The following is a 21459-nucleotide window of genomic DNA, read 5'->3' on the forward strand; positions in this document are numbered from 1 at the left end:
GTGAGTAAAGTAAAAAAGATTGTCGGCCGCAGAAATATAACGTCAACGACAACTACGCTATCTAATGATATTAAAACGATCCAACTCGCTTCTGGTACAGAGATAGATTTGACGGCTTATACCGTGCCACACGCATCAATTGAAAGCGAAACCTTTGTCAACGAAACCATTAACGGTCGTTTTCAAGATAATCTGAGTGCTGAAAATTTAAAAGACATAACTGAAACCATAAAAACGAATCAATACTATCCCGTTATCGCGAGAAAAATTGGTGACAGATTCGATATATTAGATGGTTCAAGAAGAAGACAAAGTGCCATTCTCACTGGTGTCAATCTTGAAATGTTGTATACCGAAAACGACATTTCAGAAGAAGATGCCATGATGCTGTCAGAGCAATTACAAACAGCAAAGGAGCTGAGTATTGCAGAGCAGGGCGCTAAATACTTAAGAATGATGGAACGATTAAATATTGACGGCAAACGCCTAGCACAGAAAATTGGCGTTAGCGCAGCTAAGATATCAAGGTGCACAAGAGCAGCCTCAGTAAGCCGACCTCTTTTAAGTATTTTTCCTGATATCAACGAACTATCTGTACGCGACTACGTTGAACTGGCTAAGGTTAATGAACTTTTAGTTAAAAGCGGAGATCCAATAGAAGAGTTTTGCGCCACCTATAAACAACAGACACAAGAGCAAGATCTAACAGATACCAAAAGTATTCTTAAAACGCTCAGCGACTCATTCAAATCTGCAAAAGCACCAAGCGCTAAATTAGCGTCTCCTATCTTCGAATTTAAACAAAAAGGCTTGGCTGCAAATAAAATTGAAAAGGGTAATAAACTATCGTTTGAATTTAATAAATTACCCAATGAAACAAAAGAAAAGATAGAAGCGGCAATATTATCTGTACTGCAAGAGCAACATAGTGACTAATCACTAAAACGTCCACAATTGTTGTCTCCACTCCCGACTCAAGGCACTAAACAGTGCCTTTTTTTGTACCTCAATACACAGAATATGGATTAACTGCTATTGAAAGCCAATCATTTTTTATAGCCACTCGCTTTAAACCCAGTATCGACAAGCCTTCAGCAAAAATTTGTACCTCACCACAATAAAACTGGATCACCCATCAAACTAATAGCCAACAAACGTTTTAAAACATGGTTGGGGCAGTTAAATTAGTACTGGACGACATTGAGTCAGCTCTAAAGCTTAGAATAAGGTGGTTAGATTCGTACCGGACAACAATAACATTGGATCCTTTGTACTGGTCAACATAAAAGTAGCGCTAAAGCTGAGGGTAGGGCGGCTAAATTTGTACCAGACAACAATAACATTGGATCAACTGTACTGGACAACATTAAATTAGCGCTAAAGCTAAGAGTAGGTGCAGTAAAATTTGTACCGGACAACAATAAGGCTGGATCTTTTGTACTGGACGACATTAAATTAGTGCTAAAGCTGAGAGTAGGACGGATAAATTTGTACCGGACAACAATAACATTGGATCAACTGTACTGGACAACATTAAAGTAGCGCTAAAGCTGAGTGCAGGGAAGTAAATTTGTACCGGACAACAATAAGATTGTATCAACTGTACTGGACAACATTAAATTAGCGCTAAAGCTGAGGGTAGGGCAGTTTAATTTGTACCGGACAACAATAAGATTGGATCCATTGTACTGGACAACATTAAAGTAGCGCTAAAGCTGAGTGCAGAGAAGTTTAATTTGTACCGGACAACAATAACATTGGACCCATTGTACTGGACAACATTAAAGTAGCGCTAAAGCTGAGTGCAGGGAAGTAAATTTGTACTGGACAACAATAAGATTGGATCCATTGTACTGGACAACATTAAAGTAGTGCTAAAGCTAAGAGTTGTGCAGTTAAATTTGAACCGAACAACAATAACATTGGATCCATTGTACTGGACGACACAAAAACAGTGTTTAAAACAGGGAGTAGAGCAGTTAAATTTGTCCCAGACAAAGAATAAGCCGTACTGAACAACATAAATCAGCTACTAAAGCGCAGAACAGCACGCGATAGCTGTGCCTTTACAGGGAAGTCGGTACTTTTTTAAACTCTTGGTACACTCGCCAATCTAATTTTTACATCGACTTCAGGTAAGATTAAGCTCTTTAATGTTTTTGTAGAAGAATGATTGTGTTGAAGTCAGAAACGCCCTGTAAACACAATTGTAGAGCGCACGGAACAATATCAGGCATATATAGCCTATATCCATCCATGGCTAATGTGTTATCTACAGCTTCAAATAAGCCACTCACCACTAAACTAACAAGCTTGCTTAAGACTAAGGAGGCTAGAACCTGCAGTAATTATCGAAACTGGTACTTTTTCCATTTAATTTTGATTAGTTGAAACACGGCTAGCTATTTTTGTAGGTTCGACGCTCGCTTCAGGCGCCTACTCTTGATGCCTGCATGGATAGAAGGTCTGTCTCATCTACACAAATATTAATTATCTCAAGCTAACCAAAAGGCAAAGAAAAATGCGGATTGGTAGTTAGTATTTTGTGGTTTAAAAAGTACCGTCTTTCCTGCGAAAGCAAAGCTACCGCGTCCTGCTATCGCCCTCGCTTAAAGCGCCTACTTTTGGTACCTGCATCCATGCAGGCAGGAACCCAGTGACTTTTGCTTAAACCAGACTATGTTTATCCAACAAAAATCGTTGGTTCCCCGCATGCGCGAGGATGACGAGGGTGTTTTCCTAAGCCTGGGTGATAAAATTTCAACCTTTTAACGTAAAAGAGCGCTTCTGAAACTTGTGATCAAGAGGCATGGATAGCAGGTACTTGGTATTTGTCTGGAACAAAATTCTGCGCGTCGTATTTTAAGGCTTTGCTTTGACGAAGCAGCAACTCGACCTAAACGAGATCCAACTACTCACTTTCTTTATAGAACAGTACTAGCAAAATAAACGCAAAAACAAATTAAGTAAGCAATACTTTAAATTAACGCTTAAAATGCGAAAATATTTCAAATTGAATACCAAAACACCCTGTGTGTATCCTGTGCATATCCTGTTATTTTAATTGTACTGGACAACATTAAGATTCGGGATGGACGACAATAAAGCCTGTACTGGACAACCCATGTGGTGTATTGGACAACCTTAAAGCTGTACTGGACGACGAACAACTTGTACTGGACAACTTCAAACACGATGTAAGATACTGAAATATAACGTTTTTTACGAACTAAAATTACCTAAAACTATTAAAATTTATTCAAATTAAATAACAAAAATATTAATTATAAAAATAGGTAAATTTACTAATTGGACAAAACCAATTGTTGTCCATAATTTATGTTGATCTATTATCAGATACATATAATAATCAACTATCTTCTTTTGTCATTTTCTAATTTATGTCTAGCACAGTTAAAGCAATTGCTCTTGAAAAGGCAGGTTCTATATTAGCCATTCCAGTATCCTTTCAATGGGATACTTTTATTCAAGAAGTTCAATCGCTAAATGACAGAAAAATAATTGACGATATCGATCACCAGTTATTCCAATCATTAAATACGTTAGCCACAACACAAACCAAAACTCTAAATCAACCTGGGGATTATCATTTAGTTAATATTTTTTACGTATTTGATTTATTGGAAAGTAAACCTAGCAACACCAAAATTGGACGATCAAATAGATATAACCGTCTAAGCAAATACAAAAAGTTAGAATTTCTCTATAAAGTAGAAAATGAACAAAGAAATGATTGTTTAGGCGTTAGCAAAGTTAATCAAAAAAAAGAAATCCTCCTACTTAACAATGTAGTTAGTGATTTAATCCCTGACCCAGCGCCCTCAGCATTAGAATTATTTCCAGACAATCAAATCATTCATAATAAAAATCCAGATTCACAAGAAATAACTCAAGCATTAAAAACAATGCATACCCAACCAATAATAGGCAATATTATTGGTCGCACTGTACCCACTAGTCACTTACGGGCAGAAAAAACTAAAATAATAAAAATCCCCGTACCTGTAGATGGTAAAACCTGTCATATTTCAGTAGAAGCTTCAACATTAGCTAATTCTGATATGATGGACAGTGACGATCTAATCGCAGCAGAATGCGTTTATAGTCATATTCGTGAATACGTTATTGATAACCGCAAAAAGCTACGTAGTAGCTTACCCGTTAAAAAAACTTGGCTAATTTCAATAAGTAAACTTATCGAGTTGACATTATCCAGAAACCAACAATACGCCGGTGGCAAAGACAAGATAAACTTCTATAAACGTCTTGTTAGGATCTCATCAACTGAATTTTTAATCGATTTTAGTGAAATACCCAAAGATTCACTACTAAGAGCCGTTTTCGTTAATGAATCTGGCGATATTGTAGATCGCCAACGCTTAAGATTAATCAGCATTATTGACGAGGTTGATGCCGTTCAACTGGAATTCACTGAACTAATGGAAACCAAGCCAAAGGCCATTCCTAGCTATATATCAGTTGCATTACCGCCAAGTATCCAATTGCATGTTGAAGAGTTTGTTATGAATGAAGGCATTGAAGACGCCGAGTTTTTACCTTCATTTACCCGAGAAATGATCCTAATTAAAAGCAAAAATGCGGGTTTTCTTTGGACATTGAATAACTACATAAAAAGTATGTTATCACGACAAGGTTTAACTCACGGGCCAATGGATCTTGATCGGTTTCTTACAAACTGGAAAGCATTAAGCGATACAGAAAATCGTCAAAAACAAATTAAAGATAATAAACGTTACCTTTTTCATCATTTACTTAAACCAGAAAACTGCATAGCAGAACAAGGCTCAATTTCTGCAATCCGCAATGCACGCTCTGATTTCCTAATCAGCATGTACGACCACGTGCTTTATGTTATTTGGACGGAAACCCCAACCAATGCCTCGCCAAATTTAAGGCGCATTATAAATTACAAATTTTGGGCTATTAACTTAGACAAGAAAAGATCCAAACAATTAGTAGCTTTAAGAGAAAATAATAATGTTTCAGCAGTTTTAGATATGATGGAAGAAATGAAGATTAAACCCTTATCGTTAAACTTACCTGTGCAAGAAAGTTAAATAGTAAACATAAGTGATTTCACAGTGAAATTACGTCTTTTTTTACAAATGCGCAATTAGGTCATCATTATCGTAAATCGGACTCTGTAGTAAGAGATTATGACGTTATCGGTTTAAAAGAATTTGAATCGTTGCTCGAATCTGAAGTATCCAAATGGGTTTCTCGTATAGAGAATACATTTAAAGACCTCAACATAGACAAATTTGATGGTCAGGATGTAAGAGTTGAACAAGTAAAAGCTACCTTTAAAGTAGTATCTAAACTAATAATTCGGGTTTAGAAGTAAGCCCGTTTAGCAACCAAACAATCGCTGAGGCATTAAATTTTAATATTGATCATAGTGTCCGCCGATAGCAAAAATATAAATTCGATGCTCGTCAAATTTATAGATCAAGCGGTCTTTTTGGGAAATTCGTTTAGACCATAAACCCGATAGGTTATGTTTTAACTGTTCTGGTTTACCTAAGCCTTGTGATGGATCACTCCGCAACATTTCTTTAAGTAACTTGCACAAGGCTTTATGCAGCTTCTTATCCTTTTCTCGTATCTGCTCATAAACAGCCCAGGTATTACCTTCAAATACCAGTGATCTCATTCATCTGCTCTTCATTTGGTTCATACCCTTGATTGGTATTATGAGTTCTCATAGATTCTGCTATCTGCTGCATCAAATTAGAACTTTGTAACACGTGTAACGTTTCTTGCTCCCGCTCCCAATCTTCAGCACTCATAACAACAAAGTCTTCACCAGCTCGCCTTGTTACCTTTAAAGGTTCATGCTCATGAGCTGCTTGTTCTACATATGACTTAAGGTTATCTCTAAATTGGTTTACGCTAATACTATTCATTGTTTACCTCATTTATGTACCCAATAACCGTACAAAATTAAGTGTATAATAAAAATCTAACAAACGCATCAACATGGATTTAAAAGTTTGCATCCTGTCGAATTAACTTTCTATAAATTGGTATCCAAAGAAATCGAATTGTCTAAATTTGAGAATTGGGTGTACTCAAAAGCAACACTCGAACAAACTCTCAATTATGAAGATTACCTCGAAATTATTTCAATAAATTACAAAAATAAAAAAAGTGGTGGCAGTTAGGGTTGTGAATACAGTCAATAATTCACCAATTAACTACATTTTATTATCAATTAAGTAGGCACTTACTTAATTTTAGTGCAAGAATATATATGAGTATAAGAACATAGCTGTAAATACGTATATTTTCGACCATTGGTCATTTTCTCCGAGTGATTAGGTGGCGAGGGGAGTTTTTGTCGAATTACAGCTTCTATAGGTTGCTTGGTTTTAACTAGTACAGGTAATTTAGGCTTGATAGTAATTGGTGAACCATCATAAAAAGTAACATACAGTACAGGCTCAATAGGTTTGGGGCGTATTACTTTAATGCTGTGGCCTTTATCTAGCTCAATATCTATTTTGTGTTTAACACTGGCTAAGTGTTGCAGCCAACTTTCGCGGGTAAAGCCAAAGGGTAGGGTGGTTAATGTTCTGTTGCCTAATTTGCTTAAGTACTCGGAAATGTCTTTAATAAATTGATGGTTAAAATCAATATTCCAACTGTATGAAAACTGTTTAACCGGCTGCTCAATATAGTCGATTTTTCTGGTTAACATAAGTTGATTAACCATAGGTAAGCTTTTAAATAGCAGGTCATTGGCCGCATAAATTTTTTGCCCAGCGTCATCAAAAATATACCCCGCCTTACCATTCATTTTTAAAAAGTCGCTGATAGTTTGTTTGGTTTGATTAACCGTTTCGATTAGCCTTATTAATGATTCAAACTGGTGATCACTTTGCACAGTGACCACACCAGGGTAGCGATTAACATGTTTGACGATTTCTCCGGCTTCTAGTTTGAAATGAGCTAATGCTGTTATCGCGAGATCAATACTTCCTTGTTCCAGTATTTCAGGTTTACGCAGGTGGGTATTTATTTGGCCTATTTTATAAACGTGGCTTTGTAAATTGCTAAGCTCGCTTTGTAGCGTTTTAACGCTTTCATTAATTTGATTGTAAAGGCTGATCAGTTCAATCGACTTATCCATCGCATACTTCCCAACATGCTATTTTGAGCTTTTATGTTAGCTACTGTTTAAAATATTTTAGCGTTTATAAGCAGTGTTCTTCCGTGTGCTATTTTAATTAAATGATTGTATGTTGGGAAGTAATAAGGTTATTAATCAATATAAATTAATAACCCTCGCTAATTTACATTGATTAATTTGGTTACTACCAATTGGAGATAATTGAAGTCAGTAAAATCGAGTTTACCAAAAGAAGTTATCCCCGATTTCTGTGGATAAATCTGTGCCTAAGTTTTTAACACAGAGTAACGACACTCATGCGCTTAATAAGTGATTGTTTCAGACTATTAAGAGGGTCACTAAAATAATGTCAGAAACAAATTTCTTAATCTCAATAAAGGCAGAAAATCCTAGGTAATAACATGCCTAGAACTAAGCTAATTTTGTCGAAATGAATTTTGACCTTGTATATTCAAGCAGTAAGCATACAAGATTTTTATTGCCGATAAATCTTAAGTACCAGCATCCATGCCGGCACGAGGATGACGAAGGTATTTTCTTAAGCCAAAGTGAAAAAATTTCAACCCATTTACGTAAAAGAGCACAACAACTAAATACTTTAAAAAAGCTGCTTATTGTTCTTTTTACGCACCGCTGTATAAATGTCTTCCATAGCGTCAATAAACGAGTTACTGCGTGGCAAAAACTCAGGATAATCACCTTGCTTTTTAATTAAAGCAGCAGCTGTCGTAGTTGATTGCTCGTTATGCTCTAAGCCATTAGCTGGTAGGCGTTTCAGTGGCAGGCTTCATTTGCCAAAATTGCGCTAAATTAATGGATTGATTAGCCGCCAATGGTGTGTTGTCACATTCAAATGCTGGGTATCTGTGATCACTTATTTCTATATCAACTTGTTGCTTAGTCGCTAAGTGTTCAGCAAAAGCTTGGCCTAGTTCTGTCTGAGCAAGCGCTTTATGCAAAGCTTGTGGTGACAACCCGCGCAATTGAAATAACAACATGGGGTTAGTATCGAGTTGCTCGGCGATACGATAATACGCGCCAGCAATATGCTTACAGGGGTTAGCGTGATCAGGGCAGGTGCAACTGGCATCAATATCATTAAATGATGTGGGTAATAACGAGTGCGGGGTAAAGCCTTGCTGAATCGAGTCAGGGATCTCATTTAGCATGAGCTTAGATAACCAACCTGGGTACTGACAAAGCTTTGCGATATTAGCTTGCCAGTCTTTATCCGAGATCATTTTAAAGTTTAAGCTTAACCTGGCTTAGCGTGTTCAAGTCAAACATACATTTTTCCTGTGTTATCAAACGCGCTGGATGTGGTTTGCCAAAATAAGTGAATTAAGTGCATGAGAAACGATAATTATCGAGAGCAATTATATTTTTGCTGATTCTGCCTTTCCGTACAGGTGGTGCAAATGCAATTTATCTTGTTTCTAAAATGTTGATGTGCATTGTTGAGCTAGCCTTTGGCACTTAGGTATTTTACAAACAAATATTTCCCATTAATCTGCCCAAGCAGTTCAGCTAACTTCAAATTCCCCCACAAAAAACAACCAATAATATGAATTATGTTAAATATATAAGGATGTTCAGTATTAACCATCCAGCCTATCTCATCCACAATAAAAAGGCTGAACACACTAAATCAGCCAACTTTAGACGTGAGATTGCTGCCATTGACTATATGTTAATTGATTTAGCTGAATTTAGTAAGAAAGTACGTTTGCTTAAACGGGCCGTTGATTAGCGGCCTTAGTTAGGTGAGATATTTAGTATTTCGCTCTAAATTTTTCAGCGACTTCTATATACTTAGTCATGCTCCAACATTTTTTATGTGCATCTTCTTCAATCACATCTATCAGAAGGTAGTAATTTGCGTTAGTAAAACCTGAGCAATAAATAACATAGCTATCGCTAGCATAATGCTTGGTTATATGAAAATGACGTACATCAGCTAGTTTAGCATTGGGAGGCGTCCCAAAATCAGCATCCTTGCCTAAGAGGCATGACTTATAATTCTTGTCTGATTTAAGGTTCTTGATTTCTTTGGCGTAAATATCGGTTAGCGGGTGTGAGAGCTTTGGGTTTTTAAAGACTTTAACCTCCACTAAGCTACCTCGACGAATTCAATTTCATCATCTGAATTGTAGTTGTCCCAATATTCGCTAAACGTTTCTGACGCTGTACGTATGTTGATTTCTGATGTGTATAGTACGGGTTCTGATTCTGGGTTTTGTAGATGTTTGAACACTTGAAGAATTGTAAGGAGCGCATTTTCAATAAATAATAACGCTTCTTTGATTTCTTTATCTTCTTCATTATACGCTAACACATGGTACATATCGGCGGCTTCGCTATATAGCTCAATCAATTCACTTAACCCTTCTTCTGTCAGTTCGCCAGGGGAGATATTGTTAACGATAAGAGAGGTATATTCGTTTAAATTAGCTAAAAGCCATGTGAACAGTTTAAGAACTTCAGCTTTAGATTGATGCAGCAAAGCATCTGAAATCAAAGACTTCATTACGCTAGGTGTATTTTGGATTAGCGATAAGTTCATAATCTACTCAAGAACATAAGATAATTGTTAATTATATAGCTAGATATTTAAAAAGTAAAAAGACGCAGAATATTGGCATTGGGGTCTATTTATGTGTTTGTTTGTCATAAAGCAGACATTACGTAGCTAACGCTTACAAAAGTAAACAACAAACTTCAATCTTAGTGCAACAGAATGACTATCTGCGGTTAGACAGTCACTTAGTATTTAGACTTAGTATTGAATCACCATTTGATGACCATACGACTCAAGACAATCACAATTGAAATCGCCATAAAATAATAGGCTGCCTCTAAAGTAATTAAGCACTAAACTAAAATGCATAATTTTTAGTGGCTGCGAAAACCACCACCATCCGAGAAAAAACTAGAAAAATCGAACCTGATAAGACCATAATTAACTGAGTAAGATAAACACTGTGCAAAACACATAGTGGCACTATTCGGGTGTTAAGTAACCTAGGGATCAACAGCAATGCAAAACGACAAGGACCACCACGACGGTTCGACTAGTATTGGCAAAGGCAAAATAATACTTCTGATTATTGTTTTGGCTATAAGCGTGTTTGTTTATTATCACAAAACCCATCAAGCGGCAGCTCAAGCCCCCGCTACCGTTACGCAAGTCAATCCAGAAAATACACCATCCGTGTTAGCTGACAATCCCGCAGTTGAAATTGATGATAACAACAGCAGTATGACTAATACAAACCAAGCCACAAAACCGCAAAATCCTCGTTTTTTTGCCGACTTTAAGGTTATTAATAATTGCCCAGTGGAGAAAGATAAAAACACGACTCAAATGTTAAACACGTTACTGCAACGGGCGTACGTGGATGAAAAGTACACAACTAAACAATGGCAAGTTGATGATTTATTGACATTAAAAGCCCTTTTTCCACGCAATATTAGTCAAGAGTATTGGCCCAATGTAATCGATAGGCTCAAATTAATATTGAAATACTACCATCTTAAGTTAAACACTCGGCTGTATGAACCATCTACCATTTATCTAATTGTGATCCGTGATCGAGAAGAATATTTACAAATATTAGATCAACTATCATTTGACGGTAAGCACAGTCAAGGCGTGTATTTTTCATCAACCAACTTAGCCTTTGTTAATTATAAGACTTCGCAGCAAGCTCAAATCACAGCGTTACATGAGTCGGTGCATAGATTAAATCAACACTTTTATGGCTATACCGCACGCTGGCTGAACGAAGGGTTAGCGCAATATTTAGCTAATTTGCTATTACTCAATAAGGTTGATTTAGACTTTTCACAACTCAAATCAGATATCGATCCCTATACGTTAATAAACGCTTATCATCACCAGCCTTGGCAAGGTGAAGAATATGCTCAGCTATATCCCGCGGCACTTAAATTAACGGCTTTTCTCCTGCAAATTGAACAAGGAGAAAGACGCTGGCAAAAAATTCTCGATATGGAGAGTGTTAAAAAATGCCAAATGCTAAGCCGCGATGATTACTCTGACTGGGTATTAGAAGATATGTACAATCCCTACCTCACTTATGATGAGTGGGAAAGCTTGATGGCCACACAGTAGACAACAAAACAAGACATAAAAATTATTTATCATGGCTATGGCTATTGACGTTTTACATGTCGTTCTATTGATGCAACCGCTCTATTTTCAAACAGTTATACCCCCAACTTTGTTTGTATAAAATTGAGTTAAAAACGCAAGAAAAATCAGGCTTATATTTTTAAACCTACAATCGAATAGTAAGCGTAAATATTAATCTTCCTTTTAAAAAATTAACAAAACAACCTAAATCCGTAAATTCATCACAAAAATTAGAAAACACAACTAATTGATATTTAAAACTTTTTAAGTTTAAACGATGTGGAAATTAAAAAATACACATTTTAACATTTGATTAATATTTCTTTAATTAATATACTGATTTGCGATGTATTTTGTTGATACGCAAAATACATTGTTCAAAGCAACACATAACACAACCCAAAATGCCACCGGTAGCTATTTCGTAAATGCTACCGGTAGCATAAACAATAATTATTAGTTAAGGTGAAAATATGAAAGCCCAAACTCTGTTTAGGTATTCAATCAACGCCGCGGCAGTCGCCACAGCACTTTATGCAAATGCAACCATGGCTAATGGTTTCCACACGCAAAATGGTGGAACAACCGGCGGACAAGGTGGCAACACTGTATACGCAACAACAGGTACACAAATTCACGAAGCGCTATGTAATCGCGCCTCTAGTGACACACCCATAATTATCCAAGTTGAAGGCACAATTAACCACGGCAACACTAGCAAAGTGTCTGGTGATAGCTGTAATACTGCCGATGGGGTTATTGAACTTAAAGAAATAAGCAATGTTAGCCTAATAGGAGTTGGCGACGGTGCATTGTTTGATGAATTAGGTATTCATATCCGTAATTCATCCAACATCATTATTCGTAATGTACATGTACGCAATGTTAAAAAGTCGGGTTCTCCTACCTCAAATGGTGGTGATGCGATTGGCATGGAATCGAATGTATCGAACGTTTGGGTTGACCACGTAACTTTAGAAGCGCAAGGTGGCGAGTCTGACGGTTATGATGCCCTATTCGATATGAAAGCCGACACAAAATATGTCACGCTATCGTATAGTATTTTACGCAATTCGGGTCGTGGTGGCCTAGTGGGTTCCAGCTCAAGCGATACAGAAAATGGTCCAGTCACTTATCACCATAACGTTTATGAAAATATCGATTCACGTGCGCCATTAATGCGTGGGCGTATTGGTCATAGCTATAACAACTATTTTAACGGCATCAACAAGTCGGGTATTAATGTTCGCGTTGGTGGCGAAATGAAAGTAGAAAATAACTACTTTACCAACGCTAAAGATCCATTAGGTACGTTCTACACCAATGACATGGGTTATTGGGATGTCAGCGGCAACACATTTACCGACAGCGTTGTCTGGACTGCTGACGCCGACGATAACCACCCAGCAGGTCCAAACGTAGTTTCCACTACCTCAGTTAACATTCCTTATGGCTACAGTTTAGATGGTGCCGATTGTTTACCTAATATGTTAAGCAGCATTGCGGGGGCAAACACAGGTTTAGCGGTATCTGACGGTTCATGTACTATTACCAACCCAGAGCCAGTACCTGATCCGGACCCGACGCCAGACCCTGATCCAACACCGGATCCAGATCCCGTACCAGCACCTGACGGCGATGAAGTATTAAATATTACTGAATCGGGCACTTCGAGTGATTTCTTTACTATTTCAGGCAACCTTTCATCGTCAAAAGGCACGGTTAACTATAATGGTTTAACCTTAACGCAAGCGTTGAAAATTGAATCTAGCACCTCAATCACCTTTAACTCAGTTGAAGACGGTCAATTGGTACTTGTATTCAACGATGGTCAAGGCGGCAACATTAAAATCAATGGTACTAACCACGCTGTTTCTAACGGATTGTTGACGGTTGATTTACCCGCAGGCAGTCATTCGATCACCAAAGGTGACACGATGAACCTGTATTATATGAGCCTAGCTTACGCTAACAGCGAGCCTGCGCCAGAGCCAACTCCAGATCCTGAACCAGTACCTGATACAGGTGAAGTAGCAGCAGCAACGAGTATCAATGCTAGCGATGTGACGGTAACTTGGTCTACAACTGATATTGCCAATATCTCTGGCCAACAAATCTATCGCGATACTGATGCCGATTTAAATGGTCGTGTAAGAATTGCTTCAGGTGTAACGGGTAACTCATTCACCGACTATGGTGTTGCAGATGGTACATATTACTACTCCGTGAAAATTACCGGTAACGATGGTAATACCTATAACTCTAGCGCGGTACAGGCTAACGTTATCACTTCAGTCTCTAGTTTAACTATTGAAGAAAACGCCAATGGCTTTTGTTCGGTCGAAGGCAGCATTGACAACAACCACAGTGGTTATACCGGTGTAGGTTTTGCTAATACCGACAATGCAACAGGTACTGGTATTAACTATGCTATTACCGTACCTTCTGCTGGCGAATACCAACTTAGTGCGCGTTACGCAAATGGTGCGACAGATGATCGCCCTGCTGCCATCATAGTCAACGACACTTTAGAAGGAAACCTATCACTACCCGCTTCTGGTGCATGGGCAAACTTCACTGATTCTAGCCAAGTTAGCGTTAGTTTAAGTGCAGGTTTAAACTTTGTACGTTTACAAGCCACAGGTTCTGCTGGCTTAGCTAACATTGATAGCTTAAGCCTTGTTGGCGCAGCCCCTGAAGCAGGTGACTGTAACGGCCAAGTTGGTGATGGTTCTCCTGAGCCAACTCCTGAACCTGAGCCAACTCCTGAACCTGAGCCTACACCTGATCCGGAACCAACTCCCGATCCGGAACCAACACCAGATCCTGAACCAACGCCTGATCCAGATACAAGTAACGAAGTGCTAAACTTCACTGAATCAGGATCATCAAGCAGTTTCTACAGCGTATCGGGTAACCTTTCATCTTCCAAAGGTACAGTTAACTACAACGGCTTAACCTTAACTCAAGCGCTAAAAATGGAATCAAGCACCTCTATCACTTTCACCTCTGTTGCCGAAGGTGAATTGGTGCTGGTTTTCAATGATGGTGAGAGTGGTAACGTCAAAATTGATGGTACGAACTACGCGGTATCAAATGGCGTACTTTCCGTACAACTATCGGCCGGTAACCACACCATTACTAAAGGTGATGTCATGAATTTATTCTACATTAGCCTTGGTAATAATGGAGGCAGTGAGCCAAGTGAACCAGTTGAACCTACCGATCCGGTTGAGCCGACTGATCCTGTAACGCCTCCGACTTCTGGCGGCGGCACTGAAGTGGTATACCCAGATGCAGATTGTGCAGAGCTTATTAATAACGACAATATCAACTGGCGCGAATCTTCACTGCAAACTGATCAAGAAATTGTAGAATGTTTGGCGAACTCGTTAGGTAAACCTGTTGGCTACGGTGAAAATGCCACCGGTGGATATAACCCAGCGGGCGGATCTAACCTTGTCGTGATCACTAACGATAAGCCTGAAGATCAAATTCTTGCTGCTATTTCATCTGCACAACACAACTGGATTGTGTTTGATAAAGATGACTTTGCCAATGAATACGCATTAATGATGTATCGCCCTTATTGTAGCAATAGCGCATTAACGGATGCATTAGGTGTGGATGAAGCCACTTGTCGTGACCCATATGCTTGGTGTTCGGCTAAAGGTGTATCAAGCGCAAGCTGTTTATTGACCTTCTTTAATGATGAGTTAAATGATAAAAACTTGCCAATCCGCAACTATTTGATCGACAGCAACACGACGATTGATGGCCGTGGCGCTAACGCCACTTTCACTTTCAATGGTTTTAAAATTGGTGCTGATTCAAGTGGTGTTTCGACTCACCAGTCTGAAAATGTGATTATCACTAACAACAAGTTTGTCGGTGTTGGTCATACCGAAGACCACAACTTAGACCCTGATATGATCCGCTCAACCGGCGAGTCACACGATATCTGGATCCATCAAAACACCTTTGATACTACGGGTGACTCGGCATTTGACGTTAAAGTGGGTGCCTACGACATCACAGTATCATTTAACAAGCTAGTTAACGTTAAGCGTGCTGCATTGCATGGTTCAAGCGACAGCCGTACCATCAACTCGCAAATCACAACGTCAATTCACAACAACTTATTTGTTACCACAGACGAAAACTTTGGTGCTAGCTCATACAACACCATGCGTCGCGTACCATTATTACGTCGTGGTTCTACCCATATGTTCAACAACGTTTTTTACGGCTATCGTAAAGATTTAATGAGTGTACGTGTAGGTGGTAGTGCATTAGTTGAAGACAACTTATTCATGAACCCAGTTAACAACTCAAAAGGTGATGATTTAGCCGATTGGGCTGACGCAATTTTAGGTGACGTAGTAAGAGACGGTAGCCTAGAAGTGACCAATAGCTATGTTTATGAATCAAACGCAAATTGTACACCGTCTGGCGCATCAGCTTCGGTTGATATTAATGTCGGCAGTGTGCGTAACATGTTTGGCGAGTATGGCTCAGCTTCACAAGATACCATCAATGCCAACTTGATCAGTGTCGGCAGTGACTTACGTAACTATGTTATGGCAACAGCCGGTAAAGGTGGCTTAACACCTTGGGTATCAACCTATACTCAAGGTTACGGCAACATCATTGCGGCAGCACCTACGAGCTGTCAGTAAATTTAACTAAAAAATAAATAATATAAACAGGGTTTTAGGCTCAATTTCGCAATGAAATTGGCCTATGGCCCTGACACCTATTCACATCCCCTTTTCCACCCCATATTTACCAATATAAGAACGACAGCCCAAGACGACCATCCTTTTTCTATAAGTTGGGAAAAAGCGACTCATACTGCAAAACTAAAATGATGATAGGTTGAGCTTGTTGTTATTAACAATATCAGTGGAAAAACGTGCAAAATTAAACACAGGCTCCATTGATAGGGCAAAATTTATTTCGGCTAGCACAAGGCTTGTCGATGTGAAATCGCCCCTACAAATTAGCAAGTGGTTATAAACTCAACCGCTCACAACGATTATGCCGATGAACTAGGCTTAGTTTCACAGTGAAATCAAGCTTTTCAAGTTCAAGGTTAAAACTTAAATTTAGCCGACAGTGAAACGTTACGCCGATTACCAGGTGAGCCAGCTAATCGATCAAAGTAAGCTGGCATGGTATTGGTACGATTAAATACATTACGAATTGCCGCGCTGACTTCCACTTTTTCGCCAACCCAACCGGTCATCAAATCGACCCGTATAAAATCAATATTTTGTTCAGGTTGGGGATTTGCAAACGCTGGCGTACTATCCGTATTCCTATGCTGATAACGCAATAAAACATGGCTGCGCCATTGTGGATTGAAATAATACCCCAAACCAAGGTTAACTAACCAATCAGGAAACGCTCGGTATTCTTCATTGGTTTCGGTGTTTTTACTAACGATATACGAGGCATTTGCCTCAATATCGAATTGTTGCCAATTGACCTTAGACTCTAGCTCCAGCCCCCATGCTTGATTATGAGTGGCATTTTGAAACTGAAAGTCTTTACCATCAATTGCTTGCGCTAATCTCACACCGCGGATCGAATTTGTCCAACGATTACGAAAAACAGATAAAGAGGTTAAATGGTTTGTGTCTGTCATTTGCCAAACCAATTCTAAGTTCGTTAACTGCTCTGGTTTCACTTGGCTATTTTCCGCCACACTACCAGAGCCGTAAATCTCGTAACTCGTCGGTTTACGATAAGAGCGGCTAAATAACACTTTGACTAAATGGTTCGTGTTTAACGGCTGAAAAAAACCAAGACGCGGACTCAATTGTGTGCCAAAGCCGGAAATTTCATCCACTCGCGCGCTATATGCAATATGACTCGCTTGATTTAACCTAGCACTAAAAAACCAACTGCCATCAACAATCAAACTATGCACATCATTGCTGACACCATGTTGGGCTAAGCGATTAATAACCAATTGGTCATTTGGAAATATTCGATGGCCGTCACTTAAATCGTTTTTCGCTGCATGATACTCGTAACCCAATGCGACTTTATGTTGGTTGCTGGGAGTATAACGATTAACCAACTGTAAACCCCAATTATGCTCTTGCCGATAGCCGTGAGTCGCGTACCCGATAAAATCTATGTCTCGAAAATCCATTTTTTCAACATCATGATATTGCCAATAATAACCTGAAAAAGAAATTTCATTTTGCGCATTCACATAATGGTTTAAGCCAAGTCGCACCAAATCTAGTTGTGCCGAATAATCGCTCCAATCTTTGTCTTGCATGGTGTCAGCACCAAGTTGCCGCCCTAGTCCCTGCAATTGCTGGGCATCTAAGTCCAATGAATAAGCCAAACCGTTAATCGAAGTATTAGATGAGTATTGATAAGTGTACTTAAGCAGTAAATTATGATTATCGAGTTGATTCCGCCGAGCTGAAAAAGCCAGTTGTTGGCTATCTGTATCAAAATAAGGATATCTCAGGTTTTGATCACCAATCACCCGTTCACTTGCAGCCAAAGTCAGTTGATGATTACCTTGACTCATATGAGCATTTAATGACATAAGCGAATAGTCTTCTTGACCAATATCAAAAGTGACAGATGCGCCAGTATCACCATGTGCTAAGGTATTTAATGCAACAACACCATGAAAAGCATCGGGGCCATGTAATGCCGAGCCTGGACCGCGGATCATTTCCACACTCTCTAATGTGGTCAAATCAAAGCCATCTATCGCCTGCATCCCTGTGCCAAAGCGCTGAACGTTAATAGGCACACCGTCAATTAAGGTGGCAACACCAGAGTCAATTGAATAATTAAAGTACCCCCTTACCGCGACGACTCGTGATTTTCCGTGTGCTTGGGGAGCCACCGTTGCTGGCAATGTATTGAGTAGCTCACCAACATTGCGCACCCCCATTTGTTGCCATTGATGTTGCTGGCGCACAGAAACACTACTGGCACTTTCAGTATAAGATTGTTTGAAGAAAGACGTACTAGTCACCGATACATCTAATAATTGCTCAATTGATAACGCGTAAATATCGTCAATTGACCAAGCGTTAAACGTGGTGAAAATAAAAAAACAACTTAACCAACGCGCCAACATACTACATACTCCAATCAGCAAGAGTAGACCCTACTAATCATAGTCGGCAATTTCGGCAATGCGAATTCACTTTACATCGTCACAGTGATCGGTTTTGAGATTAAGATAGACTTTACTCTAACTTATCAACGCGCTTTTGTGCTCACTTGTAATTTCCCTTATCTCAACCTATTATTGCTACCGGTAGCATTTTTAAAGTGATGATAATAATTTAAGTTAATGAAAAAAGGAAATTAGTCAGTCAGATGAATAATAAAATTAAACTCGGCTACAGCATGATTACCCTAGTAATAGGTTTAATCACCAGTTCATGCGCCAATTTTGCCGAGCAAGCAAATTCACATGTCATTAATTCTGAGGCGTATTATGTTGAAGATTGGAACTTAACTACAGCCACGTTTAATAAACAATTAAACATCGCTGTTGAAGGTCAACCCTTGGTTATTGATACCCCTGTTGGCACAGCACTGCAGTTTGATGGTAATGACGATAGACTCGTGGTCGAAAACAACCCTATTATCGATGCTAAAGAATTCACAATCGAAGCCATTGTTCACCCTAATAACGCTTACCCATTAAATAATGCGCCAAGGTTTTTACACATAGAAAGTCCAGAAAACCCAGATCGTAGAGTCACCATGGAGATGAGATTAAATCAGCACCAAGAGTGGTATTTAGATGCGTTTATCAAATCGGAAGACGGCAAACTCACCTTGGTCAATGAAACCTTAGTGCATCCTGTCAATCAATGGTTTCATGTTGCAATTACTTACAAAAACCAGCAATTTACTACTTATGTCAACGGCAACAAAGAATTGGAAGGCATTATAACCTACAAACCCATTGCTAAATCTGCGCAAACTTCAATTGGCGCAAGATTAAATTCAATACATTGGTTTGATGGGGCGATAGCGAAAATTCGTTTTACCCATAAAGCCATCGACCCAACAGAGTTTATCAACCATTAGGGGGCTCTGCCCCAATAGATTAAGCTAGCCAAATAAGACTGGAAAAGGTCAATGTAACTACCAATAAAACGGCCAAAGCTAATTTTAGTTTAGAAGAGGGTATACCTGTTACTTTGTGCTCTGTATACACATTAAGCAACTTTCTACCCGTTATCATGGCGTTAACTAACTTTTCTCCTTTTAACACTCTGTGTAATAGCACTGCAAGTATGTGCAGCACTACAGCGGCCACTATCCAATAAAACACTTGCCTGTGGAGTGAGGTCAACTGCAGACTTAGATCCTCATTTATGTACAGATAAAAAGGCCCTACATTAAACACTTCATCATTGGCAAAAAGCCCGGTAATGGATTGCATGAGTAACCCACCCAGTAAAAAAACAACCATCAAGGCCCCTAAAGGGTTATGACCAACATAGCTAGGGTTTTCTTTTTTCCCTAAAGTGCGTACGTAATTGTATGTACTTTTAGGCCCTTTAATAAAATTAATAAAACGAGCATGCTGAGTACCCACAATGCCCCAAATCATGCGAAACATCACTAGTACACAAACACTGTAGCCTGACCAAATATGATATTCATAGTAGTCATATCCTAATAAATGGGTGGCATAGGCAATTATCATCATGACAACCAGCAGCCAATGAGTGACCCGAACAGGTAGATCCCAAACCAATACACCGCGAGGTTCAATTTTATTGGCTTTACTATGTTGAGCTTGTTGACATTGCATTGGCTTGCCCCCTTCCCGCTGGTTTATTTGACTTTGTATTGTTTGTGACATGCTTTGCAGTCTTTCGCTAATTGGCCCGTTGCCTGTCGAAAGCGCTTTTGCTCAAAGTTTTCAGCAGTGGCAACCAAGGCTAATTGTTGGGTATTACGCTGAAAATCTGTCAGCATTTCGTTAAACGCATTGGCTTCACGCCAAACGTTTTCTGTGGTTTTAGTATGTGGCTCACCCAGATTAGACACAGGATGAAAAGTCTCATTTAGCAGTTGACTAAAATAGGCTAAACGATTGGCATGCTTGGCAATTTCTTGCGGTGACGCCTCGACTTTATTGCGCGCAACATCACCTAAAAATTTAAAATTACTTTGGATTAAAACAAAAACCGCTTGGCGTTCCTTTATCATACTTAAGCCAGCGAGTGACCGCGGCGACTTGGCTTGACTAACACTCGCGACAAATAAAGCGGCCAAGCCCAAAGATAGATAAAAATAAGATGTAAAAAGATTAGTTTTTTTCATTGTTTGTTGTGTATTTTTTATTGTTACAGCTGGCTTAAATGTTGTTATAAACCATCACGTAATAGTTAACCGGTTGTGATTTGTTGCCTTAACCTAGTGCCTTTTCCTTGAGTCTGTTGTAGGTCGAGGCTCGCCTCGACAATGGTTATAGATATTAGGCAATATCGCCCCTAGAAACCAAGCCAGTAGCAGCTTTGCTGCTATTGTCGAAATAAATTTCGACCTACATGGATGTAGGGAATGCCGTCAACTGTCTGGAACAGCGAACGGCGACCTACATTAGTTCAATTTTTTATTCTCGCTTAGCTTTGAACTAATCATTTCTTTCTGGAAATAACACTAGAACTCCAATACAAAAGTGCTTATTTGAACTTCTCATGACATGATTTGCAGGTATTAGATAAATTAATGCCTAATTGCGTGGCTAATTTATAGTTACCTGAGGTTATTTCATCATTTAACTTGATTGTCAGCGCTGTGCTTTTCTTAGCGAGTTGCAAGCCTTCAGGGTGATCGCCTAACTCAATAAAATGTTCTTCAAGCAAGATAAATAACTCGTTTAATAAACGCGCATCATCCAACGCGCCATCGCGATTTTTTAACGCAATATTCGACGTTAAACTATCATTTGTTTCTTCCATAAAATTCATTAAATCGATATCGATAGCTAAATCAGCAGGTGGGCTTTTCGCATTCAAGCTAAAAACTAATCCGCAGCATAAACCAAACAAAATAAGCGGCAAGCGGCGTATTTTTGGCAAACCACAAAGTTGTGTTTTTATATTCATTTTTCAAT

Annotated in this window: 16 protein-coding genes; 6 read left to right on the forward strand and 10 right to left on the reverse strand. The window is 39.0% G+C overall.

The window, feature by feature from the left end; translation table 11 throughout:
- Together C2869_RS21975 and C2869_RS21985 are read left to right on the forward strand one after the other, a co-directional pair.
- Complete coding sequence (locus C2869_RS21975; protein WP_108605210.1) at window positions 1-936, forward strand: ParB/RepB/Spo0J family partition protein; 936 nt, start codon at window positions 1-3, stop codon at window positions 934-936.
- Window positions 937-3401: 2465 nt separating this feature from the next.
- Window positions 3402-5099, forward strand: a complete 1698-nt coding sequence (locus tag C2869_RS21985; protein WP_108605212.1) for a hypothetical protein — start codon at window positions 3402-3404, stop codon at window positions 5097-5099.
- A gap of 326 nt (window positions 5100-5425) precedes the next feature.
- Here C2869_RS21985 and C2869_RS21990 read toward each other — a convergent pair whose 3' ends face one another.
- From C2869_RS21990 to C2869_RS22005, 4 genes are all read right to left on the reverse strand, one after another.
- On the reverse strand, window positions 5426-5695 hold the full coding sequence (locus tag C2869_RS21990) for a Txe/YoeB family addiction module toxin (protein WP_108605213.1): 270 nt from the start codon (window positions 5693-5695) through the stop codon (window positions 5426-5428).
- Window positions 5676-5948 carry a type II toxin-antitoxin system Phd/YefM family antitoxin gene (locus C2869_RS21995; protein WP_108605214.1) on the reverse strand — a complete coding sequence of 91 codons (273 nt, stop codon included), beginning with the start codon at window positions 5946-5948 and terminating at the stop codon, window positions 5676-5678. Before C2869_RS21995 ends, C2869_RS21990 begins: the two co-directional genes overlap by 20 nt.
- A 320-nt stretch (window positions 5949-6268) precedes the next feature.
- Window positions 6269-7174, reverse strand: a complete 906-nt coding sequence (locus C2869_RS22000) for a DNA replication terminus site-binding protein (RefSeq protein ID WP_108605215.1) — start codon at window positions 7172-7174, stop codon at window positions 6269-6271.
- A 758-nt stretch (window positions 7175-7932) separates the two neighbouring features.
- Window positions 7933-8415 carry an SWIM zinc finger family protein gene (locus C2869_RS22005; protein ID WP_108605216.1) on the reverse strand — a complete coding sequence of 161 codons (483 nt, stop codon included), beginning with the start codon at window positions 8413-8415 and terminating at the stop codon, window positions 7933-7935.
- 347 nt (window positions 8416-8762) lie between these two features.
- Here C2869_RS22005 and C2869_RS22010 point away from each other — a divergent pair, with 347 nt between their 5' ends.
- Complete coding sequence (locus C2869_RS22010) at window positions 8763-8924, forward strand: hypothetical protein (RefSeq protein ID WP_159084283.1); 162 nt, start codon at window positions 8763-8765, stop codon at window positions 8922-8924.
- Window positions 8925-8946: 22 nt separating this feature from the next.
- On the opposite strand, the gene C2869_RS22015 is transcribed toward C2869_RS22010, so the two are convergent.
- The gene (locus C2869_RS22015; RefSeq protein ID WP_159084284.1) at window positions 8947-9285 is read right to left on the reverse strand and encodes a type II toxin-antitoxin system YafO family toxin; all 339 of its coding nucleotides are present in this window, start codon (window positions 9283-9285) and stop codon (window positions 8947-8949) included.
- On the reverse strand, window positions 9285-9737 hold the full coding sequence (locus C2869_RS22020; protein ID WP_159084285.1) for a hypothetical protein: 453 nt from the start codon (window positions 9735-9737) through the stop codon (window positions 9285-9287). Before C2869_RS22020 ends, C2869_RS22015 begins: the two co-directional genes overlap by 1 nt.
- 474 nt (window positions 9738-10211) lie before the next feature.
- On the opposite strand from C2869_RS22020, the gene C2869_RS22025 reads away from it, so the two are divergent.
- Together C2869_RS22025 and C2869_RS22030 are read left to right on the forward strand one after the other, a co-directional pair.
- Window positions 10212-11306 carry a hypothetical protein gene (locus C2869_RS22025; RefSeq protein WP_108605220.1) on the forward strand — a complete coding sequence of 365 codons (1095 nt, stop codon included), beginning with the start codon at window positions 10212-10214 and terminating at the stop codon, window positions 11304-11306.
- A gap of 494 nt (window positions 11307-11800) precedes the next feature.
- Entirely contained in the window at window positions 11801-16006 is a 4206-nt protein-coding gene (locus tag C2869_RS22030) for a pectate lyase family protein (RefSeq protein WP_199915709.1), read from the forward strand.
- Between the two features lie 416 nt (window positions 16007-16422).
- Here C2869_RS22030 and C2869_RS22035 read toward each other — a convergent pair whose 3' ends face one another.
- Window positions 16423-18447, reverse strand: a complete 2025-nt coding sequence (locus C2869_RS22035) for a TonB-dependent receptor plug domain-containing protein (protein ID WP_108605221.1) — start codon at window positions 18445-18447, stop codon at window positions 16423-16425.
- A gap of 245 nt (window positions 18448-18692) precedes the next feature.
- On the opposite strand from C2869_RS22035, the gene C2869_RS22040 reads away from it, so the two are divergent.
- Entirely contained in the window at window positions 18693-19415 is a 723-nt protein-coding gene (locus tag C2869_RS22040; RefSeq protein WP_108605222.1) for a LamG domain-containing protein, read from the forward strand.
- 19 nt (window positions 19416-19434) lie between these two features.
- Here C2869_RS22040 and C2869_RS22045 read toward each other — a convergent pair whose 3' ends face one another.
- The 3 genes from C2869_RS22045 to C2869_RS22055 all read right to left on the reverse strand — a co-directional run bounded on the left by C2869_RS22045 (window position 19435) and on the right by C2869_RS22055 (window position 21451).
- A complete protein-coding gene (locus tag C2869_RS22045; RefSeq protein ID WP_108605223.1) occupies window positions 19435-20199 on the reverse strand; it encodes a cytochrome b/b6 domain-containing protein in 765 nt (254 codons plus the stop codon).
- Entirely contained in the window at window positions 20172-20663 is a 492-nt protein-coding gene (locus tag C2869_RS22050) for a c-type cytochrome (protein WP_108605224.1), read from the reverse strand. Before C2869_RS22050 ends, C2869_RS22045 begins: the two co-directional genes overlap by 28 nt.
- Window positions 20664-21025: 362 nt before the next feature.
- Window positions 21026-21451, reverse strand: coding sequence for a hypothetical protein (locus C2869_RS22055; protein ID WP_108605225.1), 426 nt, complete (start codon window positions 21449-21451; stop codon window positions 21026-21028).
- Between the last annotated feature and the right edge of the window lie 8 nt (window positions 21452-21459).

This window comes from Saccharobesus litoralis (genome assembly GCF_003063625.1).
Lineage (GTDB): Bacteria > Pseudomonadota > Gammaproteobacteria > Enterobacterales > Alteromonadaceae > Saccharobesus > Saccharobesus litoralis.

Excerpts from the sequence above, each read along its gene's own strand:
- C2869_RS21985 (WP_108605212.1), top strand. The coding sequence starts at position 3,402 with ATGTCTAGCACAGTTAAAGCAATTGCTCTTGAAAAGGCAGGTTCTATA.
- C2869_RS21990 (WP_108605213.1), bottom strand. The coding sequence starts at position 5,695 with ATGAGATCACTGGTATTTGAAGGTAATACCTGGGCTGTTTATGAGCAG.
- C2869_RS21995 (WP_108605214.1), bottom strand. The coding sequence starts at position 5,948 with ATGAATAGTATTAGCGTAAACCAATTTAGAGATAACCTTAAGTCATAT.
- C2869_RS22000 (WP_108605215.1), bottom strand. The coding sequence starts at position 7,174 with ATGGATAAGTCGATTGAACTGATCAGCCTTTACAATCAAATTAATGAA.
- C2869_RS22005 (WP_108605216.1), bottom strand. The coding sequence starts at position 8,415 with ATGATCTCGGATAAAGACTGGCAAGCTAATATCGCAAAGCTTTGTCAG.
- C2869_RS22010 (WP_159084283.1), top strand. The coding sequence starts at position 8,763 with ATGTTCAGTATTAACCATCCAGCCTATCTCATCCACAATAAAAAGGCT.
- C2869_RS22020 (WP_159084285.1), bottom strand. The coding sequence starts at position 9,737 with ATGAACTTATCGCTAATCCAAAATACACCTAGCGTAATGAAGTCTTTG.
- C2869_RS22025 (WP_108605220.1), top strand. The coding sequence starts at position 10,212 with ATGCAAAACGACAAGGACCACCACGACGGTTCGACTAGTATTGGCAAA.
- C2869_RS22030 (WP_199915709.1), top strand. The coding sequence starts at position 11,801 with ATGAAAGCCCAAACTCTGTTTAGGTATTCAATCAACGCCGCGGCAGTC.
- C2869_RS22035 (WP_108605221.1), bottom strand. The coding sequence starts at position 18,447 with ATGTTGGCGCGTTGGTTAAGTTGTTTTTTTATTTTCACCACGTTTAAC.
- C2869_RS22040 (WP_108605222.1), top strand. The coding sequence starts at position 18,693 with ATGAATAATAAAATTAAACTCGGCTACAGCATGATTACCCTAGTAATA.
- C2869_RS22045 (WP_108605223.1), bottom strand. The coding sequence starts at position 20,199 with ATGTCACAAACAATACAAAGTCAAATAAACCAGCGGGAAGGGGGCAAG.
- C2869_RS22050 (WP_108605224.1), bottom strand. The coding sequence starts at position 20,663 with ATGAAAAAAACTAATCTTTTTACATCTTATTTTTATCTATCTTTGGGC.
- C2869_RS22055 (WP_108605225.1), bottom strand. The coding sequence starts at position 21,451 with ATGAATATAAAAACACAACTTTGTGGTTTGCCAAAAATACGCCGCTTG.